This window comes from Bacillus sp. AR2-1 (assembly GCF_008368755.1).
Taxonomy (GTDB): domain Bacteria; phylum Bacillota; class Bacilli; order Bacillales; family Bacillaceae_G; genus Bacillus_A; species Bacillus_A wiedmannii.
Window position 1 is genome coordinate 89741 of record NZ_QORY01000015.1, and the last position, 16735, is coordinate 106475.

Here is a 16735-nt window from a genome sequence, read left to right on the forward strand (position 1 = left end):
AATCCTTCTCTCCCCTCAATTGCTCACTGCGTTACTTCTTCAAGCGTCAGTTGATTTTCATATAAATATGTAGCTTGTGGGTTACCCACATACCTTACGTGCCATGGTTCATATCGATAGCCCGTAAACGATTCTTTCTCTTTTGTATATCGAATTACAAACCCAAATTTATGGGCATTTTCAGACAGCCACTGCCCTTCTTTCGTTTCACCAAAAATTGTCTCTAGCTGAAACTTAGCAGCTTGAGATGTAATATCCATAGCAAGCCCTGTTTGATGTTCACTCGTACCAGGAACCGCACTCGACATCGCTGTTTTTACTGCTCCATCTTGCTTTTTATACATCGTATTTAATGCTTTTTGTCGATCGAAAGATCTAAATCCCGATACTGCAAATAAGAAAATATGCTCCTTATCTGCTTGCTGAAACATTTCCTCTAGCGCCCCTGCTGCTTCTTTCCTCATTTTTTTCTTTTCTTGATCACCTTCACTTGAGTAGCGCACTTTCGGAATAACTAAATCTGGCGGTCTGTATCCATCTGGTAAACGTCTACTTTTATTCACAAGCACAAGCATCGAATTCGGATTACTAATTACCGCAATATCACCATCCATATTGGCAATCGTTTCTTTCGCTTTCGGAAATATGTTATTTACATTTACCTCGCGCGCCTGCTTATCCTTATACATTTTATAATTGATTCCTGCTACTCCAACAATGAGTATCATCGCTACGATACCAAGTAGTATCCATCTTTTTTTCATATAACGACCTCTTATTTTAATAATTTGGCCATTTCATACTCATCGATGTTCTCTCCACCGATAATAAGAGCTGCTCTTTTGACACCTTCTTTCTCAAATCCAACTTTTTTATATAGTGCCTGAGCTCTTGTATTGTGGGCCATTACCGTTAATTCTAAACGCCATACATCATGTAATCTTGCCCACTTCTCAGCCTCTTTAAACAATCTCGTCCCAATACCTCGCCCGCTATACTCTTGCAAAATACCAATTACAATACTTGCTACATGTCTCTTTCTTTGAATATGATTTCCATTCACTAAAATAAACCCTACTATACTTTCTTCTTCAACTGCTACGAATATTGTTGCATATTCATTTTCTATAAAGCGATGAATCATTTGTTCTTGTTGCTCGGCTGTAAATTTTCTTTCTCCTGGTTCATATAGCATAAATTTCGTTTCTTCATCTAGTTGCTTACTTAATTGCAAAAATGGTGCTGCATCTTCTATTTTGATCTCCCTAATCACTTCTATCACCCTACCCGTTTTATAATAAAAAGTTTTCCTTGTAAAAAGATTTTCTCTACTTTCCCGAAAATCCCTTTGTAAATCTCCCAGTATGATTTGACAAATTTCGATATTACTATAACAACGACAAATTATGTCTATTCTGTGACGTCTCATCATGACAAAAAACGCAAGCTTTACACTCACGTTTTTTCAGACTCTCCCACAAATTTATGTTTCATTTTATCCATTCACCTTTTCTGCCTGCCAGAAATATTCACCAAATGCTTTAGCAAGGGCATCAATCGATCGATTTAGTTCTTCCTCCGTATTATCTACGCCACCAACTTCAATTAATATCGCTTGTCCTGATAAGTCTTGATTGTAGACACCATTTCCTGTTTGGAATCCTTTTTGAATGACACCACGACTCACTCCTGGATATTTCTTATTAATTTCCTCATGAAGAGCTGTTGCTAATTGTAAGTTCTTTTCATAATTTTTATTGCCTTTCCCTATTACGAAAGCAAGCTTTGCATATGATTTATCTCCAATTGCTTTTGTCGTGACATTTTTCCGAGCACTATCACGATGCAAGTCAAAGAAGTACTGCAGTTCTTTATTACCTGTCATTGCTTCTTGTACAATTTCCCGTGACACTTTGTAAGAACTATTACTATTTAACCCTTTACTAATCAACTTTTGACCGACATCAGTCTTGTCGTTAGTAGCTCCTATCCCTTCACTTTCTAATTGTTCACGAAATCGATCGCCCACTATTGAAATATTAGTAACGGAACTTGTTGCTTTATTCGGATTTGGATCGTTTGCTAAATTTAGTAACGGCAAATAAGATTCCCAACTATGCGAATGATAAATAAGCGCAACTTGTCTTTTTCCTGTTGTTTGAGCCGGTTGCTTTTTCTCTTTGTTCGTATTCGGCTTTTGAGCCTGTCCGCCTTCACCAGTCCGTTCTTTTACCACTTCTTCAAGCGGAACGCTCGACTCTATCGGTAAGTTAGAGTAATTTGTCCCTTCACCCGCAATAACAATTTCTGTATCGTACTTTCCAAAACCAGGTAGCTCTTTTCCGACAAAACTGCGTACATCATTAAAACGAATATTCGTAGCCATAGAAAAGAGAAACGAAGAAATTGAAAAATCTTGATTTAAATTTCGATACTCCTGTGTAAAATAATGATTCTCTTTCCCAAGAACGTACATGTAACCATTCATCGATAACTCATTTAACCAATTATATAAATACGTTGACTTTGTCTCTTTCATAGAGGTTACCATCATACTAATAAGAAAAAAAGTCGCTAGTACTGTAGTAATAATAAATAAAACTAACTTACGTACACTTGTGAACTTCACATAAAAAAAGCCTCGATTCATACTATCACCCTCTCTATTTCAAGTTATGTACAAGCTCTAGAGAATAGACCGTCTAAATTCCGGCTATATTGTTAATGAGGTGAAATGAATTGAAGCTACTAATAGGAACATTACCCATTGTACTATCATTTATTTTTTATTGGCTTGCTAAGCATCCTACAATCCGTGTTGCTTTACATATTTCAGCGTACTTAGCACTTTATGTACTCGGTACAATTATTTCTATTAATATATATGATGTTTTAATACAAGATTTAGTTTTCATGACAAGCATTCATGGAATTTTACTAAATCCATTTTTTCTTATATCAGGAGGATATATAGGGATATACACCTTGCACTTAATCTTGTCTTACGTTATTACGAAAATAAAAAATGGAGCGTAATAAAATGCAACCACCATTCATCTGTCATACATGTAAAAAAAGAATTGTGCGAAAGAAAGATCTTATTATTGCCACATCGTACTTCCGCTTTTATTTATTTCACAGTGATTGCTTTAAACGACAGCAAGTGTTCATCTCACGATTTATCCCTGTAAATACGCTTTTTAATTTCTTTCTTATTATATACGGACTTATTTTTGGCAGCATGCTTATGATTACAGAACCATCTATTATTTGGGTGATTTTCTTATTTCCCATTTTATATCGGTTTCTTTCCTATTATTATGTTGAACGTTTTTTCTCTACATAACGTGCAGACTGCCCTCTAGGAATACTTAGACATTCCCACTCATTTTCTTTTAACATCTTCCCAATGTAAATAATCTGTCCAATATGCAAAGCATAATGAGAAATTTGTCTTTCAATTGCTTGCATGACAGTATGTGCTTCACCGCGAATATATACCGTCTGTAATAAATCTTCTGGCGTTAGCACATGCATCGTTTTCAAAACATATTCCCATCCTTCATTCCATGCTGCGAGAACCTCTTCCTTAGAATGATAACCATCTTCAAATTCAGCGTCTCGGTTACGATTTATTTTTTCACCATCAGATGTTAAAAAATCCGTCCATCTAGAACGCATATTACCTTGCAGATGCTTTATAATAACCGCTATACTATTTGTTGCTTCATGAGAAGACCATTCAATCTGTTCATATGATAATTGAGAAAGCACCCGTTCCCCTTGTTTCTTTGTTGCTTCAAAATTCGAAATGGCACATTGTAAATATTCTCGTCCAATATCCATGTTCCCCCGCCTTTACACTAACTAATTTTCGTTCCATTTGGTAATTCCATATTGGGCTGAAGTAATACGACATCACCGGCTTCAGGTACTCCCCCTAAAACAAGCACTTCTGATTTAAATCCAGCTACACGTTTTGGCGGAAAATTTACAACAGCAACGATTTGCTGACCGATTAAATCTTCTGGGGTATATCTCTTCGTAATTTGAGCACTTGACTGCTTAATTCCAAGCTCTCCAAAATCAATTTCTAGTTTAATCGCTGGAACTCTTGCTTCTTTAAATTCCTCTGCATGTGTTACAGTTCCAATTCGTAAATCCAAAGCTAAAAAATCTTCAAAATTAGCCATTTTATCATTCCTCCCATTTATTACTTAGACAAAACAATAAAATCCCCTTTAAAAAAAGAAAGGCGCCTAAGCACCTTTCTTTTGTAGTTCACTTGATTCATTTGATTTATAGAAGAAACCAAGAATCCCGCCAATACATGATGGGATTAACCATCCTATTCCTTCATTATATAATGGTAACATTTGTAGTACGTTAGAAATCGCGTCAATTTTAATGTTCGCACTTTCTAAACCGTTAAAGAAACTAATTAACAATGCGCCTAGAATAGCTCCAATATAAATGGTATTACGCTTCCCAATCCATTTATGGAAGTAAGAAAGTACGATTAATACGATTGCAACTGGATAAATGATCATTAACACTGGTAAAGTAACTGTGATTAATTGTGTTAAACCTAGGTTAGATACAATTAAACTAAACACACATACCATCGTTACAATCGCTTTATGCGAAAGTTTAGGGAATAAGTTTGTAAAGAAGCCAGCACAAGCTGATGTTAATCCAACAGAAGTTGTTAAACAAGCGAGTATAATAACGAGCCCTAATAAAATTTTACCACTTGTTCCATATAACTCATTTACAACATTCGTTAAAATAAGTCCACCATTCTCTGATACACCAAGTGATGTACTTGTTGAACCAAGATAAGCAAGTGATAAATAAATTAACGTTAAACCAAGTACTGCAATAATACCTGATACTACTGTTATTTTTGCAACTTGACTACTTTCTTTTATTCCTTTAGAACGGATAACTTGTACAACGACAATTCCAAATACAAGGGCACTAATTGCATCCATCGTTAAATATCCTTGTATAAATCCACCAAAGAAAGCATTTTCTTTGTATGCTGCTAGCGGCGCAGCTGGTTCTCCAATTGGATCAATAATTGCCTTTCCAACAATAACAGCAACAATCAATACTAACAATGGTGTAAGAAATTTTCCGAACCAATCCACTAATTTAGATGGATTTAATGATAAATACCAAGTTATTCCGAAGAAAACTATCGTGAAAAGAAATAGCATGTACCATTCGGAAACCAATGCCTCTGATAAAAATGGCTTCATACCCATTTCAAATGAAACGGCTCCAGTACGCGGAATCGCGAAAAATGGTCCAATTGCTAAATAACTAATCAATGGGAAAATAAACGCGAATATTGGGTGAACTCTAGAAGATAGCGCTTTCAAGTCCCCCTCTACAAACGCGACAGCTGTTACAGCTAATAGGGGTAATCCGACTCCCGTCACAAGGAATCCAATTGTAGCAATCCAAACATTCTCTCCAGCTTGTTGCCCTAAAACTGGTGGGAAAATTAAATTTCCTGCTCCTAAAAATAGTGCAAATAACATTAAACCGATTGCTACCGTATCACCTGGCCTTAAACGTCCCTTCATACTTTTCATTTGCATAGCACTTTTTCATTGTTTATCTCTATTTTCACAATATGCTATGCATCCTCCTCTCTGCTCAAGCTGATAAAATATGCCCCTTACAAAGCAGTGTCTTTCTCCATAATTTCTCCATTCCCCTTATTTTTACTCTAATTATTAATTATTAATTTTTGATTTTTTTGAATATTTAACTCATTAGAGTGGTATTGCGTGGAGTATAGTTGTCAGACCTCTTTGTTTTTATCACACATATAGTAACATATTTAGTTGAAAAATAAAAACATATTTTCAAATTGATTTTTTTGAAAATCAAAATTATCTACATTTTTTATTCTTTTACACAAATATTGTTACAATCTCGACTTTTATCCTATCATTATTTTTAAATAACTTTATTCAAGTAACATAACAAAAACCATCCAACATAATTAGATGGCTTTTGCATGTTACTCTATCGTTTCAACTTCGCGTGGATTTTTCATCTCTTCCACATACACAACTCTAAATCCGTGATCTTCTAAATCTTTCAGTAACGTCTCTAATTCACCGTCGTTAAACTCTTCTCCTAATGTAAACATAATTCTCCGAACTAATAAGGCATCATTATCAAAAGTCATTAAACTTTGGATACCTGTATATTTCTTTAATACTGTCGATAATTTTTGAATGGCCCCATTATAATCTTGTGTCCCAATCATGACAGAATATTTACTAGAATGAACGCCCCAAGCATCTTCTAATAACTCAAAAACCTTTTTATGCGTTAAAATTCCAAGAAAGACTCCATTTTCATCAACTACTGATAAATAAGGTAATTTTTTTATTGTAAAAAATACTTTAAAGAACGAAGAATCTTCTCTAACATAACCTTCTTTATCGTTTAATAATTGTACTACACTCTCTTCCAGCGAACCTTTATATTCTAAAATATCTACTTTGTATACATTCCCTAAATACTTCTCTTTTTTTTCATCTAAAACTGGTACACAACGATACCCAGTTTTATTTAAATGCTCCAGTGCTTCCCCTATCGTAATTGAACTTGAGCAAAATAAAACTTCCTTTTTCGGCACATAATTCCCTTTAATCCTCATAAACAGCCTCCTTATGTTAAAATACTTTCTGTGCCATAACTATATTATATTTTCAGAAAAAAATAAATAATTTATTTTACTTTTCTGAAAATTATTCATTTTCTTGTCATAATTTATTCACGTTTCATTCACTTATATTCCCTACAATACTAAATTTCTTTAAGAAAAATATATTGTAACTTACGCCGAAAAAAGCTAAAATAAGAATAAGAATTTTCTGAATATTCTAAGAGTAGGTGATTACATGTCTTTATTGCGCTCACATATATGTAAATTTATTGTTGGTGTTCTCATTATATTTATCATTAGTCCTATTCCTGCATTATTCATTACACATAAATACTCATACATAACTGGCTTTATAAGCATTTTTCATAACTTCGCACAACTTTCTTCTATGACAATTCCAAAGATTGATTGGATGCACGAATCTATCTTTTTCTCAGCAAATCAAATGGTTCATACTTCTAATCATTCAACACCGTTATTCCCTTACATATGGGAAATATATTTTTTATCGATTGTTCGTTTTACCTTTACTCTTGCGATTGGATTCTTTATCAGCTTAGGGATCGGCCATTTATTTTTTAAAGCACCTCAATCGGTTAAGAAGTTCACTTATTTATTAAAATGGATACCGTACTCTTTTTGTACTGTATTATTACAATGTTCGGTCTTATTACTACTCCTATACATCGCAAAATTGATAAAGCTTCCTTACTACTCATCTTTTATCATCGTTTGTAGTACTTCCATGATTATCGTTATGCAAGCAATAAAAAAGTGGGTTCCTTTCTTAAGTAACACCAATGAATATGAAATAAAACAATCTTCTTTCCTTGTAGATACATTGTTTTTAGCGCTTACTTCGAATCATAAATCTATTCTAGGTTCCATTATTCTTTCATTCGTTATTATGGAATGCGTTTTTCATGCAAGCGGACTATTGCAATTTGTCGTTCAATTCGGTGGAAATGCACCTGTTATTGTTACAATTAGCTTATTACTTTTGTATATCCCGTATTGCATACTCTCTTTCCTTCAAACACTATGGACGACAAATCACGTTAAACAACAATCATACGCTTTAACGAGAAGTATTCCAAAACCTTAATTTGAAATAACCCTCTATAATATGAAAGTAGGGGGTTATTCCTTTTGTATAGCGGACAAAATAACAGCAAATTCAAAAACTATTGCAGAAACATACCAATATTTACCCTTTTTCTTTGACTATTCTTTTCGTTTGGATTTATTATAAAAGTATAACATAATCGCAGGAGGTGACATCTTTATTCCAAACTACGGAATAGAGAACACACTTGGACATATTAAATATTTTTCTCATCTTTGTGCTCATCCTTATTTCCGGCTTTTTCGTTGCATCAGAATTCGCTGTTGTAAAAGTACGAAAAAGTCGCATTGACCAACTTGCAAATGAAGGCAATAAACAAGCTTTAGCTGCAAGAAGTGTCCTATCTAATTTAGATGTTTATTTATCAGCTTGTCAGCTCGGGATTACGATTACTTCTTTAGGGCTTGGTTGGCTTGGTGAACCGACTGTGGAACATTTACTACGACCGCTCTTTGAAAAGATTAATATTACTGGAACAATGGCGAATACTTTATCCTTTATTATTGCTTTTAGTGTTATTACATTTTTCCATGTTGTATTAGGTGAATTAGTTCCAAAGTCTTTCGCCATTCAAAAAGCTGAAGCAATCACACTTAAGTTTGCACGACCACTTATTTTATTTGATAAAATTATGTATCCATTCATTTGGCTACTTAATAGTACGGCAATCTTTTTCACAAAACTACTCGGTTTAGAGCCTGCGAAAGAAAATGAACTTGCCCATTCTGAAGAGGAACTACGACTCATTTTAGGTGAAAGTTTCAAAAGCGGCGAAATAAACCAAACCGAATATAAATATGTAAATAATATTTTTGAATTTGACGACCGGGTCGCGAAAGAAATTATGGTCCCTCGTACAGAAATGATTTGCTTATCTACTGAAAATACGTTAGAAGAGAATATGGATATCGTCGCAACTGAAAAATATACACGCTATCCGATCATCGAAAAAGATAAAGATGATATTATCGGTATGATCAATACGAAAGAAGTATTTCACGATCAAACGAAAGGCATTCATAAACCACTTGAATCTTACATACATCCAGTACTAACTGTATTTGAAACTGTTCCAATTCGCAAAACATTAGTACATCTACAAAAGAATCGCGTTCAGATGGCAATCATTATGGATGAATATGGTGGTACTGCTGGACTTTTAACAATGGAAGATATTCTTGAAGAAATCATTGGAGAAATTCAAGATGAGTTTGATGCGGATGAATCACCTATGATTGAAAAACGTACGCCGAAGCTTACTGTTTTAGATGGGAAGGTGCTCATTTCTGAAGTAAATGATATGTTTGGCCTGCATATTGATGATAGCGATTTAGATACAATTGGAGGCTGGCTCCTCTCTCAAGCAGTTGATTTAAATATTGAAGCTGGTTATTCCATTGAATTTGCCGGTTTTCAATTTAAAGCACTAGAACTTGATGGACATCAAGTGAAAAAAATTGCGGTACATAAATTAGACACGAAGAAGGAGTTATAAAGTGACAGTATTATTAACAATCTGTATCATTGCCTGTTTCATTGTTTCATTTCTCGCCTTTATTTATCCTATCATTCCAGGCATCCTTGCTGTTTGGGCTGGATATTTCATTTACCATTTTGGTATAAATGGCGGAGAACTAACAACTTCCTTTTGGATTATTCAAGTCATTTTCACACTATTTATTTTCGTGGCTGATTTTATTGCAAATGGATATTTCTTAAAGAAATACGGAAGTTCTAAATGGGGAGAACGTGTCGGTATGATTTCTATCATTGTCGGATCTTTCTTCTTCCCACCATTCGGTTTAATTATCATACCGTTCTTATCGGTATTTATTACAGAACTCATGCATAAAAAAGCGCCAAAAGACGCCTTTCTAGTAGGAGTTGCTACTGTAGTTGGTTTTTTAAGCAGCACAGTAGCGAAAGCTATTCTCCAAATCATTATGATTCTCATATTTGTATGTTATATCATCTTTTAACCATCCCAATTTCGGGATGGTTTTTTTAATATGAAATACCTACTCGGCTATTCTCATATTTGTTTTCACTACACAGATTCCACGTAAATTGCGCTGTATCACCAACTGTTATTTTCGCTCCCCCTTCTGGTAATACATCTTTTTCAGTTCGATACACTCCTGTCACATCACCGTCTATTAAATGCGTCGGACAAACGACCGTCCAACATAAATTACTACTACTAAGTATCTTATATGCAGCTAAATGATCTTCTGCTGCTGTTGTCATTTTCCTTTTTGATTCAGCTGATTGAAAACGATATAAATTTAGATTTGTTCTTGCTTGTAAAATACCTGCTGTTCCTATTGTAATGATTTTATGAACCCCTACTTCTTCCATTTTCTTTATAATATGTGGCATACTCTTCGCCAATGTCCCATTTTGATCCGTTCCAAGTGCACTAATTACTATATCGCTTCCTTCTATCGCTTTCTTTATATCATTTTCATTTAGTACATTACCTTCTATTACTCGTAACCTTTCATGTTGTATTTCTATTCTATTTAAATCACGTGCTAATGCAGTTACTTCAGCTGCATCCTTTAATGCTAATTTTATTATATTTGAACCTACTCGACCTGTTGCTCCTAATATACATACTTTCATTTGTTTTCCTCCTATTTCATTCTCCCTCTATTTTTCAATAATCTCAATCAATTTACAACAAAAAAGCTTCCTCATATATAAGAGGAAGCTCTATTATTATTTTACCCCGCTTTAACGGGCAGTAAGACCCCACCTCAAAATTCAGTAAAAACAAAGAAGTTAGATGGGGATCAACTGCCCGTAAAAGCCCGATTGGTTCAACTAATAATCAGTGGGGGATGCCTCACTGATTAAAGTTTCACTTTATTTCTTTTCTTTAGAATCTGTAGACTTCTCAGTTCCACTTGTTTCTTTATCCTTTTTGTCCTCTTGTTGTGTTGTTGTATCGTCTTCTTTCTTCTTGTCCTCACCTTTACTACAACCTACCATTAATAAAGAACTTGCAAGTGCCATAGCAGTTAATGATTTAACCCATTTGTTCATTTGCGTTTCCTCCTTTAGATAGAATATGTACAACCCCCATATTACTCTCTATTTTTAAAGGAAAGATTGAAAAATAGTAAATAAACGGTAAATATTTGTAAATTTTCTAATAATAGATATGTACACCTCGTCTTTTTTCTCCATGAAAAGTAAAAAACTAAGGCGCCTATCTTTCCGCCTTAGTTTCTTATGCAAACTTCTCATTTTCATATACATGTTTAATCTTATACTCTTTCTTCACAACATATTGCCATACACTATAGGCATAACGATTCATTTTCAGGAAGCAATTTTCTAAGAACGAGCGGAATTCTGGATTCGCAACTTCAACTGCCACTTGAGCGAACTTTAGTGCTAACCGTTTTAAATGCGAAATATAACAAGTTGCAATATGGATATCCCCTGTATATTTACTATCAGTTTCCTTTTCCATTTCATGAAAATGAGATGAAATTGGTTCACAAGTTATATGCTGTACATTCTCTCCTTCTTGAAAATTCACTTGTTCATTATACGCTTGCAACATATATGGTAAATGATGCTGTAATAGCTCTTTTAATTCTTCGTCTCTTACCTCCCCTGTATACTCCCCAACCTTATAAATAAGCATATAACTATACCTCATTAATTCTTTCATACAATCCATGAAAATACCTCCCTCCTCTTTTGTCTATATGTTATAAATATGATGCTATAACATTTGCTATTCTTGCTAAAAACCAATCCCACTTACTAATTTTCTCAAAGTCTTCTTCTGAAAATCTTTTTGATTTATGAAAGTCTTCTTTTAATCGGTTCCATACGTCAGCAACAACTGTTGTATCATATATGATACAGTTAGATTCACAATTTAAATAAAAACTTCTATTATCAAAATTCGCTGTACCTATATCAACAATTTCTCCATCAATGATTGTTACTTTCCCGTGAAAAAAACCATTCCGATATTGATAGATCTCCGCTCCAGCATGGTTCATCTCTCTCAAATACGGATAGGCAGCTTGTTTTAACAATACTGCGTCGCTTTTAAATGGTACGAGAATTTTCACATTGACACCTCGGTTTAATACACCTTTTAACTCTTTCATCATTTCTTTACTTGGTACAAAATATGGCGTAGCAATAATTAAAGACTTTTTAGCCTGCTTTAAAAGCGCTCCATATTTTTCCCATAACCCTTTTCCATCTGAAAATAAATATTGATATTTCACATGCCCAATTGCAGGTAGACTTTTATGTATAGGCATTTTTTCTCCCGTATCTTCTTTCCAGTCAGCAGCAAATTTTCTTTCCATATCCTTAGCACCATTCCCATTTACTCGCACATGATAATCACGCCACGGACCAAATTTCGGATCTTGTCCAAGGTACTCCTTTCCAATGTTAAAGCCGCCGATATATGATATTTTTCCATCTATCGTAACAATGCGTCTATGGTTTCGTTGATGCAACGAATAAAATAAATGTTTCAATTTAGGTTTTTTACTAAACGTAAACTGGACACCATTGCTTTTTAGTTGACGAATTATCTTTTTCTTCAGCTTATATCCACCTATTCGATCAACTGACAATTTTACTTCTACTCCACTCGATGCCTTTTTCTCGAGTAACTGCAAAAACTCTTTGCTTATTTCATCTTTACCTACAATATAAAAATGGATATATATGTACTTTTCTGCATTACGTATATCCTCAAATAATTTCGTATATAACTCTTCACCGTTCGTATATAGTTGAAATTCACCTAATCGAACTTGCCCTAATTCATATTCACTAGCCATTTTTTTCCCCATTTCCACATCGATGTTCATCCAAATGAATACACCTATTAAACAAAGGATTACAACGAAAAAGTGTTTCATGGATATTTTCCTTCCTCCAATTACTGTTATTTCTATATCTTCCCTTTTTTAATACAATATCATTCAAGAAAATATGTCATTACATGATATATGTCCATATCAAACGATAGCTCATTTGCATATTGTATGTTGTATCTTAAAATAAAAGGAGGAAATAACAATGGGCTTCGCACATGGTAATGGATTCGCGCTATTAGTCGTATTATTTATCCTCTTAATCATCGTCGGTGCTGCTTGCTTCTGCTAAGTAGTTATCGTCATATGATATGTGGATGAAAAAACTATAAAAGCGGACACCTATTTTTAGGTGTCCGCTTTTCATATGAAAAACATTTCCGTTTGTTATTGTACCTTTAACGACTACATATTCAACTCAAAAAGTTAATAATGTAGCTACTTTCTTACTCTCCGCCTTACGTATATGGCGTTGTTCTGCACGTAACACTGCAATGCGATGTAATTCTTTCTCTTCTTCTGTTTCAGGGATAACTCGCGGCACAGGAACCGGATTATTTTCCTTACTAAGTGCAACAAAAGTAACAAATGACGTTGCTGCTATACGTTTCTCACCCGAAATTAAATCTTCTGCTACTACCTTCACAAATACTTCCATAGAAGTTCTACCCGTCCAAATTACAAAAGATTCATAACTAACACAATCTGAAGAGCGAACAGGATGTAAGAAATCTACCCAATCCATAGATGCTGTGACACATTCTTTTCTTGCATGCCTCGTTGCTGAAATAGAAGCAACCATATCCATCTCGGCTAATATCTTCCCACCAAATAGCGTATTATGATCGTTTAAATCTGTTGGAAATACTCGGCTCGTTTTAAACACTCTAGACTCATTAGCTGTTTTCCCTTTTACTTCAGTCATTGTTATCACCTCTTTGATTATTTAACCCGCTATTTGCAGACATTAAGACTCCCACCACAAAATTCGGCTGGAGCAAAGAAGTTCGGTAAGAGTTCCATTTCCCATTAACACTAGAACGGTATGAGCTTACTATCACTACACGTTTAATATTAACAACATTCAGAACTCTTAGTCCACAAAAAAGAACCGATGTTATCAATCGGCTCCTCTAAATACATATTGTTCTTTTGGCGGTTCAACCTTATTCCATTTCGTTACTTCTAATACAGGGATATTCGCATGGAATGGCTGATAAAATTCCGTTGATATTTCTCCTTCAACTTGAATCCAATCATCATTTTTCCATTCTACACCTTCTGGTTTTTTCACTAACATACCATATACACCAGAATCCGCTACACAATGTATAATCCCGAAACGGAATAAGAAATATTGTTCTTTTTGAGAAGAGTCATCTTTGAAAACAAACCCTTTAAAAGATAATTTTTTCCCAGTAAACTCGCCAGGATAATTATAAATTGTTTCCATCCCTTTTAGAAAATCTTCATCTTTTAAAGTAATACTATCTTTCGTAACAAACTCTTTTTTCCCCTTTTCCATTACACCACGGTATCCTTCTTTCCCGTAATAAATGCTCGTATCAGGTCTTAGAAATTGCCTTGTCATAAATGGATCTGTACTTTCTGCTTGTGCAACAGGAAAATGAAATCCTTTCGCCTTAACGATATCTGAATCTAACGTTGCAATCGGGAAAAACAGCCCTGAGACAATCGGAAAACAAAACAATGAGTACGAAAATGCTTTTTTCCACCATGTATTCTCATCTTTTGAATGATCATGCCCGCAATGGCTATGATCACAACCACAATTGTGCTGTTCTTTTTCTTTTTGATGTTCTTTTTGGAAAACGATAATAATTTGAACGACCGTTAAAAAACCTAAAATAATAGCTGCTGTTTTTGATAAATAGGCATACTTCATATTGATATACTTCGTAATATTACCTGAAATATGAAGCTGCGCAATTAAGATTGTAAAACCTAATAATATATATGCTCGAAACATAACCTACCACCCCATCGCATAAATGAGTAGTGAGCTTGCATAAACAACAAGTGTAACTGTAACTGTAACGACAATTACAAATTTCGTTTTAAATGTCGCAAGCATCATAAACATATTTTTAATATCCACCATCGGTCCATATACGAGGAACGCGACAAGTGATGCTGTTGAAAATGTACTTTGGAATGACGAAGCAATAAACGCATCCGCTTCTGAACAAAGTGATAAAATGTAAGCTAGTCCCATCATAACAGCTGGTGAAGAGAACGGCCCTTGTCCTATAGCAAGAAGTGTTGAAGTTTGTACGAACGTTTGAACTGCCGCTGCAATTAACGCACCTAATACTAAATATTTTCCCATCGAGAAAAATTCCTCAACAGCATGCGTACATACATCCCACATTTTTTTACGTAATGGACGCTTATGATTCACTTCTGGGAAGTGATCATCTCGTAATTGATGTTCTTTAAACATAAATGATAATATAATTCCAACGATAATTGCTACGATAATCGCTACGATAGAACGATACCATACCATGTGCATACTACTTCCAAAGGCAACGTATGTTGCAAATAATACGACCGGATTAATAATTGGCCCAGTTAACATAAATGCAATCCCGGCATATGGTGGAACCCCTTTTCCGATTAACCGTCTTACAATCGGAACGATTCCACATTCACAACCTGGAAACATCATACCTAAAAAAGTAGCCATTAAAACAGACAGAAAACGGTTTTTCGGCATCCATTTTGCTACCATATCCTCTGTCACAAACATTTGAATGAATCCTGAAATAAATACACCAATGAGCACAAAAGGAAGTGCTTCGATCAATATGGAGATAAAGATTGTATTCATTTGCAGGAATGCTTTCGGTAATTGAAACAATTCCATGATGTATTTCCTCCAACTTTTCATTAACAATATGTAATTTTAACCCCATTTTATGAATTGGACAAGGCTTATACGGAATTCACTTCCTTCATATACATTACATTTTATAAGTTATATTCTATTCAAAACTTTCGATTTCATAGCAAAAAAGCTGCTCTAGCGCAGTTATATAACTATGCTAGAGCAGCTTTCTTCTCGTTAAAAGTAACGTTTCTTCCAAAAAACAAATGCTAATGTGAAAGATAGTGTTACACATATTATGAGTACAATTACAAAACCATGTGCTTCCCCTTCAAACGGAACCTTTACGTTCATTCCAAAGAAACTAGAAACCATCGTTGGTAATGATAAAATGATTGTAATAGACGTTAACAGTTTCATAACACTATTTAAATTATTTGATATAACGGAGCTAAAAGTATTCATCATTCCACTTAAAATGTGACTATATATTTCCGCCATTTCAATAGCCTGTTTATTTTCAATTAATACATCTTCTAATAAATCTTGATCGTCTTCATACATTTTTAAAAATGTACTGTTACGCATTAATTTTTGAATTACAATTTTATTCGCCTTTAATGATGTTGTAAAGTAAACTAAACTTTTTTCAAGGCCTAGCAATGTGAAAATCTCTTTATTTTTCATCGACTTATTTAATTGATGCTCTAAATCGATTGTTTTTCTGTTAATTTGCTTTAAGTATCTTAAATAATAAGTAGAAATCGTATATAAGAGCTGAAGTGCAAAGCGTGTCTTTTTAAACGTATAAAATTCTTTAATACGTTGATTAATAAAGCGTTCGAAAATTGGGTTTTCTTCTAAACAAATTGTCACAAAGCAATCTGGCATTACAATCATACCTATTGGAATCGTGTCATAAATCGAATTTCCTTCTTCATCATGTCTAACTGTTGGAATATCCACGATTATTAAGGTATTATTGTCTTCCTTTTCAATACGAGAGCGTTCTTCATCATCTAAAGGGTCTTTAATGAAATCTAAGTCTACATTTAAAGTTTGTACTAGATATTGAATTTCTTCTTCCGTTGGATGAAGTACATTAATCCAGCAACCCTTTTGCATTTCCTCAACCTCTTGTAGTTTTCCGTTTCGGTCTGTTAAATAAATATTTAACATACTATCACCCCGATTCTTTT

21 protein-coding genes are annotated in these 16735 nt (G+C 34.2%); 6 read left to right on the plus strand and 15 right to left on the minus strand.

Going from position 1 to position 16735, the window contains the following annotated elements; translation table 11 throughout:
- Positions 1 to 23: 23 nt before the first annotated feature.
- From DT250_RS17160 to spoIIP, 3 genes are all read right to left on the minus strand, one after another.
- The gene (locus tag DT250_RS17160; RefSeq protein WP_149213398.1) at positions 24 to 764 is read right to left on the minus strand and encodes a M15 family metallopeptidase; all 741 of its coding nucleotides are present in this window, start codon (positions 762 to 764) and stop codon (positions 24 to 26) included.
- 11 nt (positions 765 to 775) lie between these two features.
- The gene (locus DT250_RS17165; protein ID WP_147786275.1) at positions 776 to 1273 is read right to left on the minus strand and encodes a GNAT family N-acetyltransferase; all 498 of its coding nucleotides are present in this window, start codon (positions 1271 to 1273) and stop codon (positions 776 to 778) included.
- Between the two features lie 222 nt (positions 1274 to 1495).
- Complete coding sequence (gene spoIIP, locus DT250_RS17170) at positions 1496 to 2650, minus strand: stage II sporulation protein SpoIIP (protein ID WP_088609015.1); 1155 nt, start codon at positions 2648 to 2650, stop codon at positions 1496 to 1498.
- Positions 2651 to 2739: 89 nt separating this feature from the next.
- On the opposite strand from spoIIP, the gene DT250_RS17175 reads away from it, so the two are divergent.
- Both DT250_RS17175 and DT250_RS17180 read left to right on the plus strand, forming a co-directional pair.
- On the plus strand, positions 2740 to 3036 hold the full coding sequence (locus DT250_RS17175) for a hypothetical protein (RefSeq protein ID WP_088609014.1): 297 nt from the start codon (positions 2740 to 2742) through the stop codon (positions 3034 to 3036).
- A 4-nt stretch (positions 3037 to 3040) separates the two neighbouring features.
- On the plus strand, positions 3041 to 3346 hold the full coding sequence (locus DT250_RS17180; RefSeq protein WP_048543104.1) for a hypothetical protein: 306 nt from the start codon (positions 3041 to 3043) through the stop codon (positions 3344 to 3346).
- Here DT250_RS17180 and DT250_RS17185 read toward each other — a convergent pair.
- From DT250_RS17185 to cbpA, 4 genes are all read right to left on the minus strand, one after another.
- The gene (locus DT250_RS17185) at positions 3319 to 3846 is read right to left on the minus strand and encodes a DUF1572 domain-containing protein (protein ID WP_088063120.1); all 528 of its coding nucleotides are present in this window, start codon (positions 3844 to 3846) and stop codon (positions 3319 to 3321) included. The genes DT250_RS17180 and DT250_RS17185 overlap by 28 nt on opposite strands.
- 17 nt (positions 3847 to 3863) lie before the next feature.
- Entirely contained in the window at positions 3864 to 4193 is a 330-nt protein-coding gene (gene csaA / locus DT250_RS17190) for a chaperone CsaA (RefSeq protein ID WP_046954946.1), read from the minus strand.
- A gap of 66 nt (positions 4194 to 4259) precedes the next feature.
- On the minus strand, positions 4260 to 5594 hold the full coding sequence (gene brnQ4, locus DT250_RS17195) for a branched-chain amino acid transport system II carrier protein BrnQ4 (protein WP_472926193.1): 1335 nt from the start codon (positions 5592 to 5594) through the stop codon (positions 4260 to 4262).
- Positions 5595 to 6037: 443 nt separating this feature from the next.
- On the minus strand, positions 6038 to 6685 hold the full coding sequence (cbpA, locus tag DT250_RS17200) for a cyclic di-AMP binding protein CbpA (RefSeq protein WP_088063119.1): 648 nt from the start codon (positions 6683 to 6685) through the stop codon (positions 6038 to 6040).
- A 244-nt stretch (positions 6686 to 6929) separates the two neighbouring features.
- Here cbpA and DT250_RS17205 point away from each other — a divergent pair, with 244 nt between their 5' ends.
- The 3 genes from DT250_RS17205 to DT250_RS17215 all read left to right on the plus strand — a co-directional run bounded on the left by DT250_RS17205 (position 6930) and on the right by DT250_RS17215 (position 9799).
- The gene (locus tag DT250_RS17205; RefSeq protein ID WP_088609012.1) at positions 6930 to 7799 is read left to right on the plus strand and encodes a hypothetical protein; all 870 of its coding nucleotides are present in this window, start codon (positions 6930 to 6932) and stop codon (positions 7797 to 7799) included.
- A 208-nt stretch (positions 7800 to 8007) separates the two neighbouring features.
- Positions 8008 to 9315, plus strand: a complete 1308-nt coding sequence (locus DT250_RS17210) for a hemolysin family protein (protein ID WP_000353742.1) — start codon at positions 8008 to 8010, stop codon at positions 9313 to 9315.
- Between the two features lies 1 nt (position 9316).
- Positions 9317 to 9799 (plus strand): DUF456 domain-containing protein, encoded by a 483-nt coding sequence (locus DT250_RS17215; RefSeq protein WP_046959211.1) that lies wholly within the window; start codon positions 9317 to 9319, stop codon positions 9797 to 9799.
- A 25-nt stretch (positions 9800 to 9824) separates the two neighbouring features.
- On the opposite strand, the gene DT250_RS17220 is transcribed toward DT250_RS17215, so the two are convergent.
- The 4 genes from DT250_RS17220 to cls all read right to left on the minus strand — a co-directional run bounded on the left by DT250_RS17220 (position 9825) and on the right by cls (position 12730).
- Positions 9825 to 10445: an NAD(P)-dependent oxidoreductase gene (locus DT250_RS17220; RefSeq protein ID WP_088063116.1), complete on the minus strand. Its 621-nt coding sequence runs from the start codon at positions 10443 to 10445 to the stop codon at positions 9825 to 9827.
- 243 nt (positions 10446 to 10688) lie between these two features.
- Entirely contained in the window at positions 10689 to 10868 is a 180-nt protein-coding gene (locus DT250_RS17225) for a hypothetical protein (protein ID WP_001045960.1), read from the minus strand.
- A gap of 187 nt (positions 10869 to 11055) precedes the next feature.
- The gene (locus DT250_RS17230; RefSeq protein WP_000340548.1) at positions 11056 to 11514 is read right to left on the minus strand and encodes a spore coat protein; all 459 of its coding nucleotides are present in this window, start codon (positions 11512 to 11514) and stop codon (positions 11056 to 11058) included.
- A 31-nt stretch (positions 11515 to 11545) separates the two neighbouring features.
- Positions 11546 to 12730, minus strand: coding sequence for a cardiolipin synthase (cls, locus tag DT250_RS17235; protein WP_142310359.1), 1185 nt, complete (start codon positions 12728 to 12730; stop codon positions 11546 to 11548).
- 160 nt (positions 12731 to 12890) lie between these two features.
- Between cls and DT250_RS17240 the strand changes: the two genes are divergently transcribed.
- Positions 12891 to 12977: a YjcZ family sporulation protein gene (locus DT250_RS17240; protein ID WP_000505094.1), complete on the plus strand. Its 87-nt coding sequence runs from the start codon at positions 12891 to 12893 to the stop codon at positions 12975 to 12977.
- A 126-nt stretch (positions 12978 to 13103) separates the two neighbouring features.
- Here DT250_RS17240 and DT250_RS17245 read toward each other — a convergent pair whose 3' ends face one another.
- The 4 genes from DT250_RS17245 to DT250_RS17260 form a co-directional block, all read right to left on the minus strand.
- A complete protein-coding gene (locus tag DT250_RS17245; RefSeq protein ID WP_000141167.1) occupies positions 13104 to 13610 on the minus strand; it encodes an acyl-CoA thioesterase in 507 nt (168 codons plus the stop codon).
- A gap of 195 nt (positions 13611 to 13805) precedes the next feature.
- The gene (locus DT250_RS17250) at positions 13806 to 14675 is read right to left on the minus strand and encodes a TIGR03943 family putative permease subunit (protein ID WP_088063115.1); all 870 of its coding nucleotides are present in this window, start codon (positions 14673 to 14675) and stop codon (positions 13806 to 13808) included.
- A gap of 3 nt (positions 14676 to 14678) precedes the next feature.
- Entirely contained in the window at positions 14679 to 15575 is an 897-nt protein-coding gene (locus DT250_RS17255; protein WP_000418724.1) for a permease, read from the minus strand.
- A gap of 198 nt (positions 15576 to 15773) precedes the next feature.
- Positions 15774 to 16715, minus strand: a complete 942-nt coding sequence (locus DT250_RS17260; RefSeq protein ID WP_000932392.1) for a magnesium transporter CorA family protein — start codon at positions 16713 to 16715, stop codon at positions 15774 to 15776.
- Positions 16716 to 16735: the final 20 nt, after the last annotated feature.

Excerpts from the sequence above, each read along its gene's own strand:
- DT250_RS17160 (WP_149213398.1), bottom strand. The coding sequence starts at position 764 with ATGAAAAAAAGATGGATACTACTTGGTATCGTAGCGATGATACTCATT.
- spoIIP (WP_088609015.1), bottom strand. The coding sequence starts at position 2,650 with ATGAATCGAGGCTTTTTTTATGTGAAGTTCACAAGTGTACGTAAGTTA.
- DT250_RS17180 (WP_048543104.1), top strand. The coding sequence starts at position 3,041 with ATGCAACCACCATTCATCTGTCATACATGTAAAAAAAGAATTGTGCGA.
- DT250_RS17185 (WP_088063120.1), bottom strand. The coding sequence starts at position 3,846 with ATGGATATTGGACGAGAATATTTACAATGTGCCATTTCGAATTTTGAA.
- csaA (WP_046954946.1), bottom strand. The coding sequence starts at position 4,193 with ATGGCTAATTTTGAAGATTTTTTAGCTTTGGATTTACGAATTGGAACT.
- brnQ4 (WP_472926193.1), bottom strand. The coding sequence starts at position 5,594 with ATGAAGGGACGTTTAAGGCCAGGTGATACGGTAGCAATCGGTTTAATG.
- cbpA (WP_088063119.1), bottom strand. The coding sequence starts at position 6,685 with ATGAGGATTAAAGGGAATTATGTGCCGAAAAAGGAAGTTTTATTTTGC.
- DT250_RS17205 (WP_088609012.1), top strand. The coding sequence starts at position 6,930 with ATGTCTTTATTGCGCTCACATATATGTAAATTTATTGTTGGTGTTCTC.
- DT250_RS17220 (WP_088063116.1), bottom strand. The coding sequence starts at position 10,445 with ATGAAAGTATGTATATTAGGAGCAACAGGTCGAGTAGGTTCAAATATA.
- DT250_RS17225 (WP_001045960.1), bottom strand. The coding sequence starts at position 10,868 with ATGAACAAATGGGTTAAATCATTAACTGCTATGGCACTTGCAAGTTCT.
- DT250_RS17230 (WP_000340548.1), bottom strand. The coding sequence starts at position 11,514 with ATGGATTGTATGAAAGAATTAATGAGGTATAGTTATATGCTTATTTAT.
- cls (WP_142310359.1), bottom strand. The coding sequence starts at position 12,730 with ATGAAACACTTTTTCGTTGTAATCCTTTGTTTAATAGGTGTATTCATT.
- DT250_RS17240 (WP_000505094.1), top strand. The coding sequence starts at position 12,891 with ATGGGCTTCGCACATGGTAATGGATTCGCGCTATTAGTCGTATTATTT.
- DT250_RS17245 (WP_000141167.1), bottom strand. The coding sequence starts at position 13,610 with ATGACTGAAGTAAAAGGGAAAACAGCTAATGAGTCTAGAGTGTTTAAA.
- DT250_RS17250 (WP_088063115.1), bottom strand. The coding sequence starts at position 14,675 with ATGTTTCGAGCATATATATTATTAGGTTTTACAATCTTAATTGCGCAG.
- DT250_RS17255 (WP_000418724.1), bottom strand. The coding sequence starts at position 15,575 with ATGGAATTGTTTCAATTACCGAAAGCATTCCTGCAAATGAATACAATC.
- DT250_RS17260 (WP_000932392.1), bottom strand. The coding sequence starts at position 16,715 with ATGTTAAATATTTATTTAACAGACCGAAACGGAAAACTACAAGAGGTT.